Annotated in this window: 15 protein-coding genes; 9 read left to right on the forward strand and 6 right to left on the reverse strand. The window is 70.0% G+C overall.

From position 1 onward, the window contains the following. The 5 genes from D7W81_RS28590 to D7W81_RS28610 all read left to right on the forward strand — a co-directional run. A partial coding sequence (locus D7W81_RS28590; RefSeq protein ID WP_147445649.1) for a transglycosylase domain-containing protein occupies positions 1-469 on the forward strand: 469 nt, incomplete at its 5' end. Positions 470-694: 225 nt separating this feature from the next. Continuing rightward, positions 695-2,071, forward strand: coding sequence for a bifunctional lysylphosphatidylglycerol flippase/synthetase MprF (locus D7W81_RS28595; protein WP_167508112.1), 1,377 nt, complete (start codon positions 695-697; stop codon positions 2,069-2,071). A gap of 87 nt (positions 2,072-2,158) precedes the next feature. Next, positions 2,159-2,953, forward strand: a complete 795-nt coding sequence (locus tag D7W81_RS28600; protein WP_120558567.1) for an alpha/beta fold hydrolase — start codon at positions 2,159-2,161, stop codon at positions 2,951-2,953. A gap of 9 nt (positions 2,954-2,962) precedes the next feature. Next, complete coding sequence (locus D7W81_RS28605) at positions 2,963-4,966, forward strand: PAS domain-containing hybrid sensor histidine kinase/response regulator (protein ID WP_120558568.1); 2,004 nt, start codon at positions 2,963-2,965, stop codon at positions 4,964-4,966. Between the two features lie 104 nt (positions 4,967-5,070). Continuing rightward, on the forward strand, positions 5,071-6,966 hold the full coding sequence (locus tag D7W81_RS28610; RefSeq protein ID WP_120558569.1) for a cation:proton antiporter: 1,896 nt from the start codon (positions 5,071-5,073) through the stop codon (positions 6,964-6,966). Between the two features lie 443 nt (positions 6,967-7,409). Here D7W81_RS28610 and D7W81_RS28615 read toward each other — a convergent pair whose 3' ends face one another. After that, positions 7,410-7,886, reverse strand: coding sequence for a GIY-YIG nuclease family protein (locus tag D7W81_RS28615; protein ID WP_120558570.1), 477 nt, complete (start codon positions 7,884-7,886; stop codon positions 7,410-7,412). Between the two features lie 395 nt (positions 7,887-8,281). Between D7W81_RS28615 and D7W81_RS28620 the strand changes: the two genes are divergently transcribed. The 3 genes from D7W81_RS28620 to D7W81_RS43735 are packed head-to-tail and all read left to right on the forward strand — an operon-like array spanning position 8,282 to position 11,575. Beyond that, entirely contained in the window at positions 8,282-9,601 is a 1,320-nt protein-coding gene (locus D7W81_RS28620; protein WP_120558571.1) for a cytochrome-c peroxidase, read from the forward strand. A 12-nt stretch (positions 9,602-9,613) separates the two neighbouring features. Beyond that, complete coding sequence (locus tag D7W81_RS28625) at positions 9,614-10,732, forward strand: metallophosphoesterase family protein (protein ID WP_120558572.1); 1,119 nt, start codon at positions 9,614-9,616, stop codon at positions 10,730-10,732. A gap of 24 nt (positions 10,733-10,756) precedes the next feature. Then, the gene (locus D7W81_RS43735; RefSeq protein ID WP_244227490.1) at positions 10,757-11,575 is read left to right on the forward strand and encodes a c-type cytochrome; all 819 of its coding nucleotides are present in this window, start codon (positions 10,757-10,759) and stop codon (positions 11,573-11,575) included. 34 nt (positions 11,576-11,609) lie between these two features. Here D7W81_RS43735 and D7W81_RS42095 read toward each other — a convergent pair whose 3' ends face one another. Both D7W81_RS42095 and D7W81_RS28635 read right to left on the reverse strand, forming a co-directional pair. Beyond that, positions 11,610-11,795, reverse strand: coding sequence for a hypothetical protein (locus D7W81_RS42095; protein WP_147445650.1), 186 nt, complete (start codon positions 11,793-11,795; stop codon positions 11,610-11,612). Between the two features lie 34 nt (positions 11,796-11,829). Then, complete coding sequence (locus D7W81_RS28635; RefSeq protein WP_120558573.1) at positions 11,830-12,039, reverse strand: hypothetical protein; 210 nt, start codon at positions 12,037-12,039, stop codon at positions 11,830-11,832. 1,393 nt (positions 12,040-13,432) lie between these two features. Between D7W81_RS28635 and D7W81_RS28640 the strand changes: the two genes are divergently transcribed. Next, on the forward strand, positions 13,433-15,799 hold the full coding sequence (locus D7W81_RS28640; RefSeq protein ID WP_120558574.1) for a hypothetical protein: 2,367 nt from the start codon (positions 13,433-13,435) through the stop codon (positions 15,797-15,799). 43 nt (positions 15,800-15,842) lie between these two features. Here the strand turns inward: D7W81_RS28640 and D7W81_RS28645 are convergent, their stop codons facing one another. From D7W81_RS28645 to D7W81_RS28655, 3 genes are all read right to left on the reverse strand, one after another. Next, positions 15,843-16,877, reverse strand: a complete 1,035-nt coding sequence (locus tag D7W81_RS28645) for a rod shape-determining protein (RefSeq protein ID WP_014400170.1) — start codon at positions 16,875-16,877, stop codon at positions 15,843-15,845. Between the two features lie 231 nt (positions 16,878-17,108). After that, positions 17,109-17,828, reverse strand: a complete 720-nt coding sequence (locus D7W81_RS28650) for a glycosyltransferase family 2 protein (protein WP_120558575.1) — start codon at positions 17,826-17,828, stop codon at positions 17,109-17,111. Positions 17,829-17,884: 56 nt separating this feature from the next. Further along, complete coding sequence (locus tag D7W81_RS28655; RefSeq protein ID WP_120558576.1) at positions 17,885-19,354, reverse strand: pyridoxal phosphate-dependent decarboxylase family protein; 1,470 nt, start codon at positions 19,352-19,354, stop codon at positions 17,885-17,887. Positions 19,355-19,436 lie beyond the last annotated feature (82 nt).

Raw genomic sequence — 19,436 nt, forward strand, 5'->3', positions numbered from 1 at the left:
GGGGCGGGGGGCGTCCACGCTCACGCAGCAGCTGGCGAAGAACCTCTGGCTGTCCACGGACCGCAGCCTGCTGCGCAAGCTGAAGGAGCTGGTGCTGGCGCACCGGCTGGAGGAGGCGCTGACGAAGCAGCGCATCCTCACGCTGTACCTCAACGTGGTGGAGTGGGGGAACGGCGTGTATGGGATTGAGGCCGGGGCGCGCGAGCACTTCGGCGTGTCCGCGTCCCAGCTCTCCGTGGCGCAGGGCGCGGTGCTCGCCGCGATGCTGCCGTCCCCGCGCAAGCGCTCGCCGGCCAGTGGTTCAAGGGCGTTGTGGAGGCACTCACACCGCGTGGTGGACGCGCTCAAGACCTACAAGCGCATCAGCGCGGCGCAGGCGGAGGGCGCGCACGCGGAGGTGGACCGGCTGCTCGGACGCGCACCCGCGAAGGACGGGGGCGCGGACGACGCGGAGGACGACGGTTCCTGAGGCGCGGTACTACCGCCGGGCCCCTCGATGGGAGGGCCGTCCCATGGGGGCCCGGCTCCGGCCCTGGACTTGTAGTGCGTGCAAGCCGCTGGATTGGATCCCTTCCCCGCGCGCTCCACCCGGGGACGGTGCATCCCCGCACGGTCCGTCCAGGAAGGGCCCGGTTCCCCGGGTGGCTTTGGCTGGCGGCGTCGTCCCGTGGGACGTAGTTTGAACGCAAACACCATGGCCGATTCCCACCAGGACACCGCGGGCGACCCCCGCGAGCAGGTGCTGGCGCTGCTCAAGCGTCACGGCTGGAACGCGACGTCCTTCCAGGTGTTGCAGCCGGGCTTCCGCTACTGGTTCGCGCCGGAAGGCGACGGGTGCATCGCGTACGTGGACACGGGCGGTGCGTGGGTGGCCGGAGGCGGTCCCATCGCCGCGCCGGAGCGCGTGCGCGACGTGGTGGGGGCCTTCCACCAGGCGGCACGGAGCGCGGGCCGGCGCGTGAGCTTCTTCGCCACGGAGTCACGCTTCTCCCAGCTCGTCCCGTTCGAGGAGCTGCCCATCGGCGAGCAGCCGGTATGGGACCCGGCGAACTGGGACGCGGTGGTGAAGGGCAGCCGCAGCCTGCGCGAACAGCTCCGCCGCGCGCGCTCCCACGGCGTGCGCGTGCGCGAGGTGCCCGCCGAGGTGATGGAGACGGAAGGCCACCCGCTGCGAGCGGCGGTGGAGGTGCTGGCCGAGCACTGGCTCGCGTCACGCCGCATGGCGACCATGGGCTTCCTGGTGGGGCTGGCCCCGGGCGCCTTCGCCCGCGAGCGCCGCGCCTTCGTGGCGGAGGTGGAGGGGCGCGTGGTGGGCTTCCTGTCCGTGACGCCCGTGTACGCGCGCGACGGCTGGTTCCTCCAGGACCTGTTGCGTGAACCCACCGCGCCCAACGGCACCGCGGAGACGCTGGTGGACGCCGCGATGCGCGCCGCCGCGGTGAACGGACGCCGGTACGTGACGCTGGGCCTGGCGCCGCTGGCGGGCCCGGTGCGGCCGTGGCTGCGGTTCGCGCGCAGCGCGGGCAGGCCCCTGTTCGACTTCGAGGGCCTGCGCTCCTTCAAGGCCAAGTTCCGTCCCCATACCTGGGTGACGCTCTATCTGTCCCACCCGAAGGACGAACCCGCGCCGTGGGCCATCTACGACGCGCTCCGGGCCTTCGCGCGCGGCAGCCTGGTGAAGTTCGGGCTCGTGACGCTGCTGCGCCGGCCGCGCTTCTTCGTGCGCACGCTGACCGCGCTGCTGGTGCCGTGGACGGCGCTGCTCGCGCTGCCCATGAGCGCGCACTGGTTCCCTTCGCCATGGGTGCAGCACGGCTGGGTGGTGTTCGACGTGGCGCTCATCGTGGGCCTGCTGCTGCTCTTGCGCCGCTGGCGCGACGGGCTGGCCACGCTGCTGGGACGGCTCACCACCGCGGATGCCTGTCTCACACTGCTCCAGGCGGTCAGCTTCAACGCCGCCCGCGCGCGAGGGCCGTGGGACTGGAGCATCATCATCGCGTCGGTGCTCGCTCCAGCCACCGCGTCCGCCATGCTGCTGCGCTCGCGTGACCTGCGCGTTCCGGATCCCTGAGATGCTGTCAGGGCTGGACTCTTCCCCCAGGAAAGAATTGATCCAACGCCTGGGGCATCCTTCACCTCTTCCTGATTGGAGCCACTCATGAACGTCCTCGCTCGGAACAACGTCAAGGTGAAGGGGCAGGGCGCGCAGCCCATGGTGTTCTCCCATGGCTTCGGCTGCGACCAGAACATGTGGCGGTTCGTCGCGCCCGCGTTCGAGCAGGACTACCGCACCGTGCTCTTCGACCACGTGGGGGCGGGTGGCTCGGACGTCGCGGCCTATGACCGCAACCGGTACGGGACGCTGGAGGGCTACGCCGATGACGTCCTGCAGATCTGCCGCGAGCTGCGGCTCGAGCAGGTGGTCTTCGTCGGTCACTCGGTGAGCGCGATGGTGGGCGTGCTGGCGGCCATCAAGGAGCCGGAGCGCTTCGCCAGGCTCGTGCTCATCGGCCCCTCGCCCTGCTACATCAACGACGGCGAGTACGTTGGAGGCTTCTCGCGCGAGGACATCCTCCAGTTGTTGGAGTCGCTCGACGACAACTACCTGGGCTGGTCCAGCACGATGGCGCCCGTCATCATGGGCAACCCGGACCGGCCCGAGCTGGGCACGGAGCTCACCAACAGCTTCTGCCGCATGGACCCTGACATCGCGAAGCAGTTCGCGAAGGTGACCTTCCTGTCCGACCACAGGGCGGACCTTCCGAAGGTCCAGACGCCTTCGCTCGTGCTCCAGTGCTCGAACGACGTCATCGCGGGGCAGGCGGTCGGGGAGTACGTGTGCCGGCAGCTGCCCGCGGGCCAGATGGTCCTCCTCAAGGCGACCGGACATTGCCCGAACCTGAGCGCCCCAGAAGAAACCATCTCTGCGATGAAGCCCTTCCTGGGCTACTGAAGGAGGACGATGCAAGGAAGCGCGGACACGGAGCAGGGGAAGGAGCCTTCCGAGGACTCGGCGGAAGAGCTCTATGAGCACGCTCCGTGTGGCTACCTCTCCATGAGCCCGGAGGGGCGCATCCTCAAGGTCAACCAGACCTTCCTGACCTGGACGGGCTACTCCCGGGAGGCCCTGCTCGGAGGCAAGCGGTTCTCGGAGCTGCTCACGGTCGCGGGCCGCATCTTCCACGAGACCCACTACGCGCCTCTGCTCCAGATGCAGGGCTTCGTCCACGAGCTCTCGTTGGATCTCGTCTGCGCCGACGGCCGTCCGCTGCCCGCGCTGATCAACTCCGTGCAGAAGCGGGACGCGCTCGGAAGGCCCCTGGCCGTCCGGACGACGCTCTTCAACATGACGGAGCGCAAGCGCTACGAGCGCGAGCTGCTGCTGGCCCGCCGGAAGGCCGAACAGCTGGCCCAGTCCAAGGCGGCGCTGCTCGCGACGCTCAGCCATGAGATCCGCAACCCCCTCAACGCCATCACCGCCGCCACGCGGCTCTTGGGGATGACGCCGCTCTCCGACAAGCAGTCGAAGTACCTGCGCATCCTCGGCTCCGCGTCCGGCAACCTGCTCGCGCTGGTCAACGACATCCTGGACTGGAGCAAGATCGAGGCAGGCAAGCTCTCGCTGGAGCAGCGCGAGTTCTCCCTCCGCGAACTGCTGGGCGACATCCTGAACGGCCAGGCCGCCAAGGCCGAGGAGAAGCGGCTGCGGCTCCAGATGGAGATCGACGAGCGGCTCCCGGCCTGTCTGCTGGGAGATCCCGTCAAGCTCGGGCAGATCCTCACGAACCTCGTGAGCAACGCGCTCAAGTTCACGGAGAAGGGCGGGGTCAAGGTCAGCGTGACCCTCCGGTCCCGGGACGGCGATGCGTGTGACCTGGCCTTCCAGGTGAGCGACACGGGCATCGGCATTCCACCGGACCGCCTGGCCGCCATCTTCGAGGAGTACACGCAGGCGAACTACGACATCGGGATGAAGTACGGCGGGACGGGGCTGGGCCTCGCCATCAGCCGGAAGCTGGTGGCGCTGCATGGCAGCAAGATGGTCGTGGAGAGCGAGGTGGGAAGGGGAACATGCTTCTCCTTCGACCTGCGCTTGAAGTCCGCGGCGGGGGCCGCCGCCGCTGGCACCTCTCCCAGCAGCGCGTCGTCCCCGCAGGCCCTGCGGGGCTTGAAGGTGCTCGTGGTCGAGGACAACGAGGTCAACACCTACGTGCTGGCCCGTTGGTTCGAGCACTGGGGCGTTTCATTCGACGCCGTCAGGAACGGGCGCGAAGCGGTGGAGCGCCTCCAGCAGGGTGGCTACGAGCTGGTCCTCATGGACCTGCACATGCCGGTGCTGGATGGCTACGACGCGTTGAAGGTCATCCGGCAGCTCCCGGACGAGCGGCTCCGCCAGATTCCCATCATCGCCATCTCGGCCTCCACGCGGGCCTGGCAGGAGAGCAACGTCCTGGCCTCGGGGTTCACGGACTTCATCGGCAAGCCCTTCGACGAGGGAGTCCTGTTCAGGAAGATGGCGCGGTGCACTTCACGCGAGGCTCCAGAGTCGCCCGTGCATCCGCCGGAAGCGGCCCCCCGTGCCTCCGGGGCCGCCGCGGACTCCCTGGTCCTGGCGCCTGACTTCAGCTTCACGAAGCTCCGGCAGTGGGGGGCGGGAGATCCGCAGGCGAGCGCGGCGCTGGCCCGCTCCTCCGTCCAGGCGCTGGAGCAGGCCCGGCCGGCGCTCGCGGCGGCGCTCAAGAAGGGCGCTTCCGACGAGTACGAGCGCGCGTGCGAGGCCATCACGGGGACCCTGCACCTCCTCGAAGCGCACGGGCTCGCGGCGGCCCTCCGCCGTGCCCGGGCACTGCTCGCCGGCAACGCCCCGGACCCGGCGCGGGTGCAGGCCGCGGTGTTCGCCATCGACTGGGAGGTGGAGAACCTCGTCGGAGCCCTCGTCGCCATCGCGAGCGAAGCCGGCGCCTGACCTGCCGGCGCAGGCCGGCTCCGTGACTCCGTCTCCCGGCCAACCCTCCACCGGGCTACGTCCGTGCGCGCGAGGGCCGCGCGGCTACGGTGCGCCGCGAAACCATGGCCTCCGCCTCCCTCGCGAATCCCTCCCTGACGCTGGGCCTGTCCCTGGTGGCGGGCATCCTGGCGCAGTTGTTGGCCCGGCACCTGAGCGTGCCCGGCATCGTCGTGCTGCTGTCCGCGGGCGTGCTCCTGGGGCCGGAAGGGCTGGGGCTCATCCACCCTGCGTCCCTCGGTTCCGCGCTCCAGACCGTGGTGGGCTTCTCCGTGTCCGTCATCCTCTTCGAGGGCGCCATGAGCCTGGACGTGCGCAAGCTGCGCCGCGAGGCCCGCTCCATCCAGCGGCTGGTCACGCTGGGCGCGGCCGTCACCGCCGTGGGCGGCACCCTGGCGGCCCGTGCCCTCATGGGCTGGGACTGGAAGGTGTCCGCCCTGTTCGGCACCCTGGTCATGGTGACCGGCCCCACCGTCATCACGCCGCTGCTGCGCCGCGTGCGCGTCACCCACCGCGTCGCCACCGTGCTGGAGGCCGAGGGCATCTTCGTGGACGCCGTGGGCGCCATCATCGCCGTGGTCGCGCTGGACATGGCGCTGCACGCGGAAGAGGGGCCGTGGCTGCTGGTGAGCGCGCTGGGCTCGCGCTGGGGCGTGGGGCTCGCCGTGGGCGGCATCACGGGCCTCCTCATCACCGTGGGCCTGCGCAAGTCCTCCTGGGTGCCGGAGGACATGACCAACGTCTTCGCCCTGGCCCTGGTGCTGGGCGCCTTCCAGGTGAGCAACGCGCTGGCGCCGGAGAGCGGCGTGCTGGCCGCCATCGCCGCGGGGCTCGTCGTGGGCAACGGCAAGGTGCCCGCGCGCCGGGAGGTGCTCGCCTTCAAGGAACAGCTCACCCTGATGCTGCTGGGCATGCTCTTCATCCTGCTGGCCGCGGACATGCGGCTGTCCCAGGTGACGGCGCTGGGCTGGCGCGGGCTCGCCACCGTGCTCGTGCTGATGCTCATCGTGCGGCCCGTGGCAGTGGCCGTGTCCACCACCGGCTCCGGCCTGTCCCGCAACGAGAAGGCCTTCATCGCGTGGCTGGGCCCGCGAGGCATCGTCGCCGCCGCCGTGGCGTCGCTGTTCGCCACGCGCCTGGGTGCCCAGGGCGTGCAGGAGGGCCAGGCCCTGCGCGCGCTGGTGTTCCTGGTCATTGGCGTCACGGTGGTGGTGCAGGGCCTGTCCGGTGGAATCGTGGCGGGGCTCCTGGGCGTGCGCCGCGTGGTGCCGAGGGGCTACGTCCTCCTGGGCGCCAACGCGCTCGCGCGGCAGGTGGCGCACGCACTCCAGGCGCGCGACGAAGCCGTGCTGCTCGTGGACTCCAGCGACGCCACGCTCAAGCGCGCGCAGCAGGAAGGCTTCCGCGTCCTCTTCGGCAACGGATTGGACGAACGCACGCTGCTGCGCGCGGAGCCCGAAGGGCGTCAGGGCTTCGTGGGCCTCACGCACAACGAGGGCGTCAACCTCCTCTTCGCCGAGCGCGTGCGCGCCCTCCAGCGCACCGCCCGCAGCTACACCGCGCTGCACCGGGGCCACGTCGGCGTGTCCACCGACACCGTGAGTGCCACGGGCGGTCACATCCTCTTCGGCGCGGAGCGCGACCTGGACGCCTGGGTGGCCCGCTGCGAACAGGGCGCCGTCACCCGCGAGTCCTGGCGCCTGGAGGCCCCACAGGTGGCGGCCATCCTCCCTCCCGCCACCGGCACCCTGGAGGAGGCGCTCGTCCCGCTCGTGCTGGAGCGCACGCAGGGCACCGTCCTCTTCGACGAGTCCGCCGTCCCCGTCGCGGGCGACCGCGTGGACTTCCTCGTCGCGCACGGACGGAAAGATGAAGCCCACGCGTGGCTTTCCTCCCACGGCTGGCGGCCGGTGACGTCTGACGTTCCAATCCCAGACACTTCCCCCTCCCCGGCGACCTAGCTCTCAGGGGGGCGCGTCATCACATCCACAGTTCCAGCGTCGCCCACAGATGACGAGAGAGTTTTCAGGCCTGATCACGGAGACCAGGTGGGTCGTGTCACCCGGGCTCTGCCCTGACTCGCGCCATTCGATCGCGCAGAGCCCCCGCTCATCGGGCGGCGACACGAAGATGCTGCAGTCTCCAGCACTGACATGGACCTCCAGGGAGCGACGCTTCCAGGCCCCGCTCTCCACATCGCAAGGCCAGGGAGGGATGTCCGAGGTGACGGTCCATTCCGACCAGCCTTTGTCGAGCGAGGCACCCGGCCCCGGCCCCTGACTTGCGGCGGCCTCTGGACTCCCTCCAACAGGCGGAACGACGGCAGCGCGAGGCGTGCAGGCCGCCAGAACGGAGATGGCCAGAACCCCAATGCAGTAACGGAGCATCATCGCCTGTCCGAAGCTCAGGCCACCGCCTCCTTGCGAGTCTCTTCGACCCGCGCGGCCTCCTGCTCCTTGAGTTGCTGCTGGATCCACGCGCCTTCCTCGAAGGACTGGCTCTTCATGGCACGCTCGACCGCCTGCGTCTCGCGGAACTCCCGGGCCTCGGCGGTCATCGTCCACTGAGCCTGGAGCCCCATTCCATCCACCACCTGGCGGATGTTCGGGAGCGCCACCCGGAAGAACTCCTTGCGAGGATTGACCTTGTTCACCTGCTCCCGCACGAAGCGCTTGTGCAGCTCCCGCTCCAGGGAAGGGGCATCCTCGCTATGGATGAGGGCGTGCACGTCGAACTCGAAGGGCACGCTGGCGTCACCCAGTTCCCGGATGCGGTCGAGTGGCTCCAGACGGCGGGTGAGGCCGACCTTGAAGACGTTCTCTCCAAAGGAGCCCACGTTGGAGATGACGTAGACGTGGCCCGTCTTGGTCTGTTGCGCCATGGAGATGGCCCGCTTGTTCTTCTCCTCCGCTACACCGTCCTTGTGGGGAACAGGCGCGAGTCTTCCATTCCCAGAAGCCGTTTCACCTCACCCGGGTGGGGGATTGATTCCCTCCGGCCTGACGCGCGCTTCAATCCATCCGGCTGTCGGACAGGTCTGGAGGTGCGCAGCCACGCCCATGTCTCGCCCGGGCGGAAAGATGAAGCCTGCGCGCGTCTTTCTTCTCCTGGCGTGGGTGGACTGTGACATCCGACGTTCCAATCCCAGACACTTCCCCCTCCCCGGAGACCTAGCAACCGTTGAACGGTTCGCGCGAGTTTGCGTGAAATGCGCGGACCGGCCTCGGACCGCGCGGATGTCCCGCGGCGACTCCAGAGAACGGGTGGAAGGGTGTCATGCGGCTGCCTTCGGGCGTCGTCACGGTGCTCGCCGTGGTGCTCAACTCCGGCGTAGGACTGGCAGCATCTCCGCCTTCGCAGCAGGCCTCCTCCACACCGCCGCCGCTGCCGCCGGGCGTCTCCGCGACGCTGTGGCGGCTGTCGGTGCCCAAGGGCCTGGAGCCCACGCCGGAGCGGGTGGCGCTGGGCGAGAAGCTCTTCCGGGACAAGCGCCTGTCGGTGGACAACACCGTGGCGTGCATGACGTGCCATGAGCCGGAGCTGGGCTTCACCGACGGCAAGCCCCTGTCGGAGGGCGTCAAGGGGCAGAAGGTGACGCGCAACAGCCCCACCGTGCTCAACGCCCTCTTCAACGCCACCCAGTTCTGGGACGGCCGCTCGGGGACGCTGGAGGACCAGGCGAAGCTGCCCATCCTCAACCCGCGCGAGATGGGCATGCCGGACGCGGACAGCGTCGTGAAGAAGGTGCGCGGCATCCCCGAGTACGTCACCGACTTCAAGAAGGTCTTCGGCCGCGAGCCGAACTTCGACGACCTGGCCGTCGCCATCGCCGCGTTCGAGCGGATGCAGTTCTCCGGCGACGCGCGCTTCGACAAGTTCATCATGGGCGACAGCAAGGCGCTCTCCGCGTCGGAGAAGAACGGCTGGGCGCTCTTCAACGGCAAGGCGCGCTGCAACTCCTGCCACGCGGGCAACGCCGTGTCCCCGCTGTTCAGCGACCAGAAGTTCCACAACATCGGCGTCGCCGCGCACAAGCAGGACTTCGTCGCCCTGGCGCGCAAGGGCGTGCAGGTGGTGCGCACCGGCGATGAGAAGCAGATCGACGAGCTGGCGCTCAACTCGGAGTTCTCCGAGCTGGGCCGCTTCCTCGTCACCAAGCAGGAGAACGACGTGGGCTCGTTCAAGACGCCCACCCTGCGCAACGTGGGCATCACCGGCCCGTACATGCATGACGGGTCGCTCACCACGCTGTGGGACGTGATGGACCACTACAACAAGGGCGGCGTGGCCAATCCCTTCCTCGACGGGGGGATGCAGCGGCTGGGGCTCACGGAGCCTGAAATCGACGACCTGGTGGCGTTCCTCTTCACGCTCACGGACACGAAGTTCGACAAGCTCAACAAGGAGCAGCTGGCGAAGCAGCGCGCCCGGAAGAACACCCGGCCGGAGCGGGACACCGCCGTCGCCATGGGCAAGAAGGGCAACCTGGGGGACCTGGCGCCCAACCCGGACCTGAACGTGAAGAACCCGGCGGACCTGGGCTTCTACGGCGACGTCACCCCCGTGAAGGCCGTCCCCGCAGTCAAACCCCGGTAACGGAGGCGCGCCATGGCCAACAAGTTCCAGAGCATCGAGACGAAGCACTACGCCGAGCGCGAGGCCTTCTTCGAGGGCCTGAAGAAGCTGGACCGCCGCGCCTTCATGCGCGTCGCCGGCATCTCCGCCGGCATCGTGGCGGGCATGGGCAAGCTCACGCCCAACAGCTTCCAACTGGTCAACGTGGCGGACGCGCAGGGAGAGAAGCCGAAGTTCTCCTTCGCGTACATCTCCGACACGCACCTGTACGAGAACAAGCTCAACGACCGCTTCGTGCGCGCCATCCTCAAGGCCGTGGACGACGTGAACGCGCTGGACCCCCAGCCGGACTTCGTCCTCTTCGGCGGTGACCTGGCGCAGCTGGGCCAGGCGGGTGAGCTCAAGCTGGGCGCCCAAATCCTCAAGTCCGTGAAGGCCCCCATCAAGATGATGGTGGGCGAGCACGACTGGTTCCTGGACATGGGCGAGCTGTGGCGCGACCTGTTCGGCGCGCCCAACTATTCCTTCGACCACAAGGGCGTGCACTTCGTGGTGCTCAACTCCATCCACGAGAAGGACTTCTGGACGGAGCGGAAGCTCTCCCCCATGGAGCGCATGAAGATCGTCGCCGGCCTGGACAACGGCATCCAGTCCCGGTTCGAAGTAGGCGCCGAGCAGCGCCAGTGGCTCCAGAACGACCTGGCCAAGGTGGCCAAGAACACGCCGCTCATCGTCTTCAGCCACTCGCCGCTCTACAAGTACTACAAGCCCTGGAACTTCTGGACCGACGACGCGGACGAGGTGCAGGCCATCCTCAAGCCGTACGAGAAGGTCACCGTCATCCACGGCCACACGCACCAGCTGCTCAGCAACCACATTGGCAACATCTCCTTCCACGGGATGCTGTCCACCGCGTGGCCGTGGCCGTACGCGCCGGAAGGCCTGCCCACGCTCACGGTGCCCATGAACCGCGCGGATCCGTTCAGCCAGTTCGACGGCTGCGGGGATGGCCGCATGGACGTGCTGGAGTCGGGGCTCGTGGACAAGCTCTACAACCTCTGGCAGCGCGACCCCATCACCGTGCGCGCCAGCTACCTGGGCTCCAGTGGCAAGCAGTCCGCGCCCCCCAAGCCCAAGCTGCCCACCTACTAGGACCGGAAGAGGAAACCCCCTCCCATGAACCTGCGAATGAAGCTGCTCGTGGTCCCGTGCGCGGCCCTGTCCTTCGCCGGAGGCGTGGCGCTCGCCACGTCTCCGGAAGTGAAGCCGCAACCGCTGCCCAAGCACGTCGTGCCCGCGTCGAAGGACGGCAACCTGGTGCTGGGCCTGTGCGACGGTGAGACGTCCCTGGAAGTCGCCGGCGCGAAGGACGGCCAGAAGCTCACGCGCGCCCAGGCCATCACCGCCACCGCGCAGTTGATGGACGACTGGCGCAAGAAGAACCCGGACGCGAACTGGGACGACGTGCCCGGCCCGGTGCTGGCGCAGGCCACGCCCCCGGCCGCGAAGAAGAACCCGCCGCCCGCGCCCCAGCCCAGCCCCGGCGCGAAGCCCGCGGGCAACGACGTACGCCAGGGCGGCGTGGGCGCGCAGACGGGCGCGAGCGCGGTGCCCCAGCAGCAGAAGGCCAACCTCCAGACGGGCCACACCTACGGCGCGTTCTCCGAGCGCGACGAGCAGGTGTGGGCGGACTCCGTGCAGGCCACCGTGAAGGAAGGCCACCGCGTGTTCCACGACGGGGATGCGCTGGGCGGCACGGTGGGTGTGTCGTGCGACATGTGCCATCCGGACGGTGCCAACACCCACCCGGAGACCTATCCGAAGTACCAAGTGCAGCTGGGCCGCACGGCGCTGCTGCGCGACATGATCAACTGGTGCATCGAGAACCCGGTGCGCGGCAAGCCGCTGGCGGACGGCGACCCGAAGATGCGCGCGATGGAGGCGTACATCTACGCGCAGCGCAAGGGCGTGAAGCTGGAGTACGGCAAGCACTGACGGCCGGGCCTGGGGCCCCGGGCGCTTCGTGCGCTCAGGGGCCCAGGGAGAGGTCGAGGGCCGCGTAGGCCGCGCAGAATGGATACGCGAGCAGCAGGCTGTAGGCGATTTGCAGTGGTGTCAGGCGCCGCCGGTCGATGCCGCCCCTCGTGGGGCCATGGACATCCCGGCGGCGCAGGTAGGCCCCCAGCGCGAAGGCGTTCATGGGGGAAGGCCTCAAGTGCGCTCGGACCGGGAGGCAAAGGTGGGGCTCGTCACATCCGGGCGATGAGGAAGCGGACCAGGATGAACAGCGCCATCGCGTAGGCATACCCGAGCAGGACCCGCCCGGCGATGCGCATCGGCGTGGGCTTGCGCGGACCGGCCTCCGCGGGGGGCGCGCTGCGCTGGTCGCGCATCACGAGGAAGCGGCCCAGCCCGAGCGCGACGATGATGGAGAGAATCACGATGTCGAAGGCGTCCATGGCGCGAGAGCTTCGGGCAGCGGCCTGACGGGATTCAAGGCGCGGGCTCGCTGTCCCCCCGACAGCGGCGCACCGCACGAACCGGTCCAACAGCCGGACCCGTCTGGATGACCGTGGCCGAGGAGCGCCGGTCTCATCCGGCCAGCGGAAGCCGGTCCGACAGTCGGACCCGTCTGGATACCCGTGGCCGAGGCACCGCCGCCACGCTCAGGCTGCGGAAACCCGTCCGACAGCAGGACAGGAAAGACGGCTGGGGGTACCCGTCCCATCCGGGCAGCGGCAACTGGTCCGACAGTCGGACCCGTCGGGATAGCACTCGGGGGGCCCATCCCAGCTGGACAGCGGAGATCGGTCCGACAGTCAGACCGGTTGGGAAGGACATGGCTGGGGGCGCCCGTCCCATCCGGGCAGCGGCAACTGGTCCGACAGTCGGACCAGCCGAGAAGAGCACTCGGGGCGCCCATCCCATCCGGGCAGCGGCAAGTGGTCCGACAGTCGGACCCGTCGGGATAGCACTCGGGGGGCCCATCCCATCCAGGCCGGACCAAGTGGTCCGACAGTCGGACCAGTCGAGAAGAACACTCGGGGCGCCCGTCCCATCCGGGCAGCGGCAACTGGTCCGACAGTCGGACCAGCCGAGAAGAACACTCGGGGCGCCCATCCCATCCAAGCCGCACCAAGTGGTCCGACAGTCGGACCAGTCGGGCAGGACGGCTGGGGCGCTCGTCCCAGCCAAGCCGCACCAAGTGGTCCGACAGTCGGACCAGTCGGGAAGGACGGCTGGGACGCTCGTCCCATCCAAGCCTCGGAAACGAGTCCGACAGTCGGACCAGTCGGGATGACCCTCGGCGCGCCCGTCGCATCCGGGCCGCGGAAACGGGTCCGACAGTCGGACCAGTTGGGAAGGACATGGTTGGGAACGCCTGTCCCAACTGAGCTGCGGAACTGGTCCGACAGTCGGACCCGTTGGGAAGTGCGTGGCTGGAAGTGCCCGTCCCATCCGGGCCGGAGGAAGCTGGTGCGACAGTCGGACCCGTCGGGAAGGACACTCGGGGCGCCCGTCCCATCCGGACAGCGGAAACTGGTCCGGCAGTCGGACCCGTCGGGAAGGGCTTGGCTGGGGGAGCCCGTCCCATGCGGGCCCCGAGGAACTGGTCCGACTGTCGGACCAGTTGGGCCGTGCTTGGCTGAGGGAGCCCGTCCCAGGCGGGCCCCGAGGAACTGGTCCGACAGTCGGACCGGTCGGGATGACCCGCCGCGCGCCCGTCCCCTCCAGGTCGCGGGAACTGGTCCGACAGTCGGACCAGGTGGGGCTGCTTCGGGCCCGGACGTGACAGAATTCACGGGGCGGGGGCTTGCCTTCCCCCTGCCAGCGCCCGGTTGAATGCGGGCCATGTCCCTCACCCCTGTCCCGGACCCCAGCGGCCTGCTGGACCGCGCGCCGCGTCTGACGGAGCTCTTGCCTGACGCCGCGCTGTCGGAGGCGCTCGCGCGGGGGGATGCGTGGGCGGTGCACGCGGTGCTCTCCCGCCGGCTGGAGCGCGAGCTCCCAGGACCCACTCGGACGCTGCTGGCGGCGCTGGTGGAGGACCGGGGCGCCTTCGTCATCGCGGGCCGTCCGCCGCCCACGTCCTCCGTGCTGGGAACGGGCGTCCGGTGGAAGGGGATGCCTCCGCGCGGCGCCGCCCCGGACGCGCCCTTCGTCGCCGAGCGCACGGTGACGGTGCTGGGCATCCCGGTGTGGCCGCTGGATGGCTACCTCGTGCGCTCGGACGGCAAGGCGCCCGTCCAGGTCATCGGCCAGGTGCCTCCCTCTCCCGGAAGGTCGCGCCGCCGCGCGGGAGCCCTGGCCGGGATGGCGCTGGGGCTCTGCGCCGTGGCGGGGCTGGGCGCGGTGTGGCTGGAGGCACGCAGCATGCGCGCCGTGACGATCGTCAACGGGCTGTCCCGGCCCGTGGACGTGCGCATCGGTGGACAGCACTGGTTGGTAGCGCCCGGGATGCAGGAGCAGGGGCGCGTGAAGCTGGGGAACGACCTGCTCCGCGCGGTGACGACCTGGCCCGGCCAGGAGCCAGTCCTGGAGGACGTGGTGCTGCCGACCGAGGGCGAGCGGATCCTCTACAACGTGAAGGGCGCGGCGATGCTGGAGGCGGTGCCGGATCCAGAGGCCACCTACGCCAGCTCCCGCTCCAGGTCCCTGCCAGAGAGCGCCATGGTCCTCCAGGAGGGCGAGCAGCTCTCCGTCCTGGCCGCGAACTGGGAAGCCTCCGCGCGCGCCTTTTCGGAGGCGGGGCGCTGGCAGGCCGCGGGCCGCGTGGCGTCCGCCGTCGCGGAGGTGGAGCCGGGCAACACCCTCGCGAGGGAGCTGGCCGCGCGCGCGTGGCTCCTCGTGGACACGCAGGTGCCCGCGAACCTGCCGGACGCCCTGCGCTGGCGCAACACGCGCGACTACGCGCAGATGCTGATGCACACCTGGCAGGAGGACCCGGGGGCACAAGCGCTGGCGCTGGCGTTGATGCGCTTCATCGACCAGGGGAGCACGGCCCGTGCCCGCTACGCGGAGCATGCGCAGCAGCATCCGGACTCGCCGCTGGCGGCCCTCTACCTCCAGCGCGCCAGCCCGCCGCTCCTGGGCACCGCGGAGGCCGTCTCCGCGTACGAGGACCTGACGAAGCGCTTCCCGGACTCACCGGACGTGACCCGCGCGTGGCTGGAGGCGCGGTGGCGCTTCGAGCCGGGGGATGCGTGGTCGCGGGGGGACAGCGAACGCGAGGAGTACGCCGTCCAGACGGCGAGGGCACTGGGGGCCTTCGTGGAGAAGCACCCTCCGGACACCCTGGCGGCGCTGGAGCTGGACGTGCGCATCCTCCTGCGCGCGCAGCTGCGTGACGCGGCGACAGCACTGGTGCGCCGCTACGGCCAGGACGCGAGCCGCCGGACGTGGGACTTCCTGGTGCTGGCCGGGCGCACGGCCGCCGCCGCCGGGCCCGAGCACACGTCCTATGTGATGCGCGACTGGATTCCCTCCGCCCTGGCGCGACAGCCGGAGCGGATGGCCCTGCTGGACCTGCTCACCGGCCAGCGCTCGCCCAAGGAGGCGGAGCTCGCGGCGGTGACGTCCCCCGTGGACCGCGCCGTGCTGCGCCTCACCCGGGACGTGCTGCTGGACCCGAAGCGCGCGCTGGCGCAGGCCGTGGGCGAATCCGAGGCCGTGCTGTCCCGCCTGGACCCGGAGGTCGCCGCGCTGCTCGCCCTGGAGCTCACGCGGGTGGGGGATGCGCGCGCGAAGAACCTCTTCAACGCCTCGTTGCCGGTGATGCTCGCGCGCGAGCCGCTGCGCAACCACGCGGTGTCCACGTCGCGCGTCACCGGAGCGGAGCTCGTCCGCCTGGCCCCGGGCCTGCGCGCCGCCGCCACCCTGGTCCACGCCCGGCGCGACTCGCAGCAGGGCTACCCGGTGTTCACGGAGCGGCTGGACGTCCTTGCCCGCATCGACGCGCTGGAAGGCTTCGCGGTCCGCGCCGCCGGCCCGTGGATGCGGCGCGCGTTCGACGCCTGCATGGACACGAAGGTGGAACAGCCCCTGCCTCCGGGAACCCTCCTGAGGGGCGACCTCGTGAAGGAGCAGGCCCGCCAGGAGAACGACCGGGAGGGCCGTCGCCCCCAATGCGAGGCGCGCATCGTCAGGCCCACCCGACTGCCGCTGCCCCGGGCCGCCGCCACGGCGATGCCCGGAAACGCGAACGGCGCCGACCCCTGAAAGAGGTCCGGCGCCGTCACGGTGCAGCGGGGTGGGCGGAACTTCAGCCCGGCTGGCAGACCTGGCGGAGGATGTCCAACGACTCCAGCGCCTTGCCCGCGCCAATCACCACGGCGGACAGCGGGTCCTCCGCGAGGAACACCGGCAGGCCCGTCTCCTCACGCAGCAGCGTGTCCAGGTTCTTGAGCAGCGCGCCGCCACCGGCCAGCACGATGCCCCTGTCGGCGATGTCTCCGGCCAATTCCGGCGGCGTGCGCTCCAGCGTCAGCTTCACCGCTTCGACGATGCCGTTGACGGGCTCCGCGAGCGCGTCGCGCACCTCGTCGCTGGACACCGTCAGCGTGCGCGGCACGCCGGCCACCAGGTCGCGACCCTTGATCTCCATGGTCATGACCTCGTCCGTCGGGTACGCCGTGCCGATGCCCATCTTGATGAGCTCCGCCGTGCGCTCACCGATGAGCAGGTTGTACTTGCGCTTGACGTACTGGATGATCGCCTCGTCCAGCTTGTCGCCGCCGATGCGCACGGACTTGGCGAACACGATGCCCGCGAGGCTGATGACCGCGACGTCGGACGTGCCACCGCCGATGTCCACAATCATGTTGCCGCTGGGCTCCGTCACCGGCAGGCCCGCGCCAATCGCCGCGGCCATGGGCTGCTCGATGAGGTAGACCTCGCGCGCGCCCGCGTTGGCGGCCGCCTCGCGCACCGCGCGGCGCTCCACCTCCGTGATGCCGGACGGGATGCCGATGATGATGCGCGGGTTCACCAGCGTCTTGCGGTTGTGCGCGCTCTGGATGAAGTAGCGCAGCATCGCGGCGGTGATTTCGAAGTCGGCGATGACGCCGTCCTTCATGGGCCGGATGGCCACGATGTTGCCCGGCGTCCTGCCGAGCATCTCCTTGGCCTCCTTGCCCACGGCGAGCACCTTCTTGCCGCCGCGCGAGTCCTGCTGCACCGCCACGACCGAGGGCTCGTTGGAAACGATGCCCTGGCCGCGGATGTAGATGAGCGTGTTCGCCGTACCCAAGTCGATGGCGAGGTCGCGCGAAAACAGGGTGTGGAGCCAGTCGAACATACGGGGACGGAAACTTTCGGAAGGGTCGGAAAACTCCCCGCCCTTCAGACGGAGTGCGTTGTCGAAACTACTACGCGTCGCAATACAGAGGAAGAAAAGCCGGAACCCTCGCAGAGGTGCCGCTCGCTGGACAACCAACCGCACCCGCCGCTCTGTTCCCTTCTCCGCATTCGAACCGCGCACCCCCGGGAAAAATGCCGCATCCTCCCCCGGGCAGCGGCCGGGCGGACGTCAGCGCTTCACGGAGTACTTCGCGATGGCGTAGAGGGCGCGCACGCCGTCCTTCCAGCCAATCTTCTTGCCCTCTTCGTAGGTGCGCCCGTGGTAGCTGATGGGCACCTCGAAGACGCGCCAGTTGCCGCGCGCCACCTTGGCGGTGATTTCGGGCTCGAAGCCGAAGCGGTCCTCCTCCACGTGCACGGAGCGGATGACCTCGGCGCGGAAGGCCTTGTAGCAGGTCTCCATGTCCGTGAGGTTCAGCCCGCTCGTCATGTTGGAGAGCATGGTGAGCAGGTGGTTGAGGACGGTGTGCCAGTAGTACAGCACCCGGCGCGGCGACCCGATGAAGCGGCTGCCGAAGACGACGTCCGCCTCGCCGTCGAGGATGGGCTGGATGACCCGCGGGATGTCCCGGGGGTCGTATTCCAGGTCCGCGTCCTGCACGAGGACGATGTCCCCGGTGGCCTCGGCGAAGCCCCGGCGCAGCGCGGCCCCCTTGCCCTGGTTCTTCTCCTGGAAGAGCACGCGGATGTCGTTGCGGTTCTTCGGCGAGCCCCCGAGGACGCCCAGGCCCTGTTCGGACAGCTGGCGCAGGAACTCGCGGCTGCCGTCCTTGGAGCAGTCGTCCACCAGGACGAGCTCCTTGGGGAAATCCACGGCGATGCAGCGACGGAGGATTTCCGCCAGCGTGGGAATCTCGTTGTAGACGGGGATGACGAGCGAGACGAGCATGGCGGCCCCGCCCTATCGCATTTCCCCCGCCAGGGCGACTGCCTTGCACACAAAATTCAAGGCCGGGCCGCCGCGCTCCGGAGCGCGTCCAGCAGGGCCTCCAGGTCCGCGTCCCCGGTGAGCGGGTGGATGAGCGTCGTGCGCAGGTACACCCCCCGGGGCAGCCGCGTCTGGACCAGGTAGAAACCTCCCCGGGAGACCAGCGCCTCGCGCAGCCGCACCTGGAGCGCGTCCCAGCCCTCCGGGGGCACGTGCGCGGGGGTGTGGCGGAAGCAGACGATGTTGCAGTCGGGCTCCAGGGCCAGCTCGAAGTCCGGGGCGGCCTTCAGCCTCCCCGCGAAGCGCCGGGCCTGGTCGTAGGACGCGGTGACGGCCTCCTCGAAGACGCGCGTGCCCAGCACGGACAGGCACGCGTAGACCTTGAGGGGCATCATCTCCTTGGTGCACTCCAGGGTGCGCAGGCCCACGTCGCTGTAGGGGCGCGCGTCGTCGCCGTCGCCGTGGAAGAGGTAGTGGGCCTCCTGGGAGAAGGCGTCGAAGGAGCGCGCCCCGTCGCGAAAGAGGACGGCCGTCACCAGCGCGGGCATGAGCAGCCCCTTGTGCGCGTCCCACACCACGGAGTCCGCCCGTTCAATGCCCTTCACCTGCGCGCGGTACTTCGGGCTCAGGGAGGCGGCGGCCCCGTGCGCGCCGTCCACGTGGAACCACAGGCCGTGCTTCTGGGCGAAGTCCGCCACGGGCTCCAGCGGGTCGAACGCGCCGGTCGCTGTGGAGCCCGCGCTGGCCACCACGGCGATGGCCTTCCTCCCCGCGCGGGTGGCCTGCGCGAGCGCGTCCTCCAGGGCGTCCGGACGCACGCGGAAGTGGTCGTCCACGTCCACCGGGGTGAGGCCGCCCTCGCCCCAGCCCATGATGCGGACCGCGCGGGCCAGGCAGTAGTGGGCGGAGCGGGGGACCAGCACCGTCAGGGGGGGACCCGCGTGCGCGCCGCCGTTCCACGCGTCGTAGCCGGCCTTCGCCTGCCGCGCGGCGAGCAGGGCGGTGAGGTTGCCCGCGCTGCCGCCGGAGGTGAGCACGCCCCGGGTGCCCGGCGGCAGCCCCAGCTTCGCCGCCATCCACGCCAGCACGTGGTGCTCCATCGCGGTGGCGACAGGGCCCATCTCGTACACGGCCATGCCGTTGTTGAGCAGCGACGACACGGCGTCGCACAGCGCGGAGAGCGGCACGGGCGCCGTCACCTGGTGGCCCACGTAGCGCGGGTGGTGCAGGTGGTGGGACCCCTCCAGCACCCGCGCCATCAGCGCCGCGAAGGCGGGGGCCAGCTCCTGGGCCGGCTCTTCCGGAAAGGCCGTGGCGAAGCGCTCCTGGTTCACCGCGGGCGGAGCCCAGGGCAGCACCGGCATCGCGCCCCCGCCGAGCGCGGCCTTCAGGTAGTCCGCGAGCTGATCCATCAGGGCGTGGGCGGTGGACCGGAAGGCCTCCGGGTCATAGGCGGCGCGCAGCGGAGGGAAGACGGGGGTGGTCATGGCGGGCGCAAGCTAACGGGAGCGCCCCTTCCCGGCGCGGGAATCTCGCCGCTGTTCCCTCCCCAGGGGGCGGGCGGGCAGG

Origin of the sequence: Corallococcus aberystwythensis (assembly GCF_003612165.1) — a bacterium.
Classification (GTDB): Bacteria; Myxococcota; Myxococcia; order Myxococcales; family Myxococcaceae; genus Corallococcus; species Corallococcus aberystwythensis.

Bases quoted from the DNA above. Each gene is read 5' to 3' on its own strand.
- D7W81_RS28595 (WP_167508112.1), top strand. From the start codon at position 695: ATGGCCGATTCCCACCAGGACACCGCGGGCGACCCCCGCGAGCAGGTG.
- D7W81_RS28600 (WP_120558567.1), top strand. From the start codon at position 2,159: ATGAACGTCCTCGCTCGGAACAACGTCAAGGTGAAGGGGCAGGGCGCG.
- D7W81_RS28605 (WP_120558568.1), top strand. From the start codon at position 2,963: ATGCAAGGAAGCGCGGACACGGAGCAGGGGAAGGAGCCTTCCGAGGAC.
- D7W81_RS28610 (WP_120558569.1), top strand. From the start codon at position 5,071: ATGGCCTCCGCCTCCCTCGCGAATCCCTCCCTGACGCTGGGCCTGTCC.
- D7W81_RS28615 (WP_120558570.1), bottom strand. From the start codon at position 7,886: ATGGCGCAACAGACCAAGACGGGCCACGTCTACGTCATCTCCAACGTG.
- D7W81_RS28620 (WP_120558571.1), top strand. From the start codon at position 8,282: ATGCGGCTGCCTTCGGGCGTCGTCACGGTGCTCGCCGTGGTGCTCAAC.
- D7W81_RS28625 (WP_120558572.1), top strand. From the start codon at position 9,614: ATGGCCAACAAGTTCCAGAGCATCGAGACGAAGCACTACGCCGAGCGC.
- D7W81_RS43735 (WP_244227490.1), top strand. From the start codon at position 10,757: ATGAACCTGCGAATGAAGCTGCTCGTGGTCCCGTGCGCGGCCCTGTCC.
- D7W81_RS28635 (WP_120558573.1), bottom strand. From the start codon at position 12,039: ATGGACGCCTTCGACATCGTGATTCTCTCCATCATCGTCGCGCTCGGG.
- D7W81_RS28640 (WP_120558574.1), top strand. From the start codon at position 13,433: ATGTCCCTCACCCCTGTCCCGGACCCCAGCGGCCTGCTGGACCGCGCG.
- D7W81_RS28645 (WP_014400170.1), bottom strand. From the start codon at position 16,877: ATGTTCGACTGGCTCCACACCCTGTTTTCGCGCGACCTCGCCATCGAC.
- D7W81_RS28650 (WP_120558575.1), bottom strand. From the start codon at position 17,828: ATGCTCGTCTCGCTCGTCATCCCCGTCTACAACGAGATTCCCACGCTG.
- D7W81_RS28655 (WP_120558576.1), bottom strand. From the start codon at position 19,354: ATGACCACCCCCGTCTTCCCTCCGCTGCGCGCCGCCTATGACCCGGAG.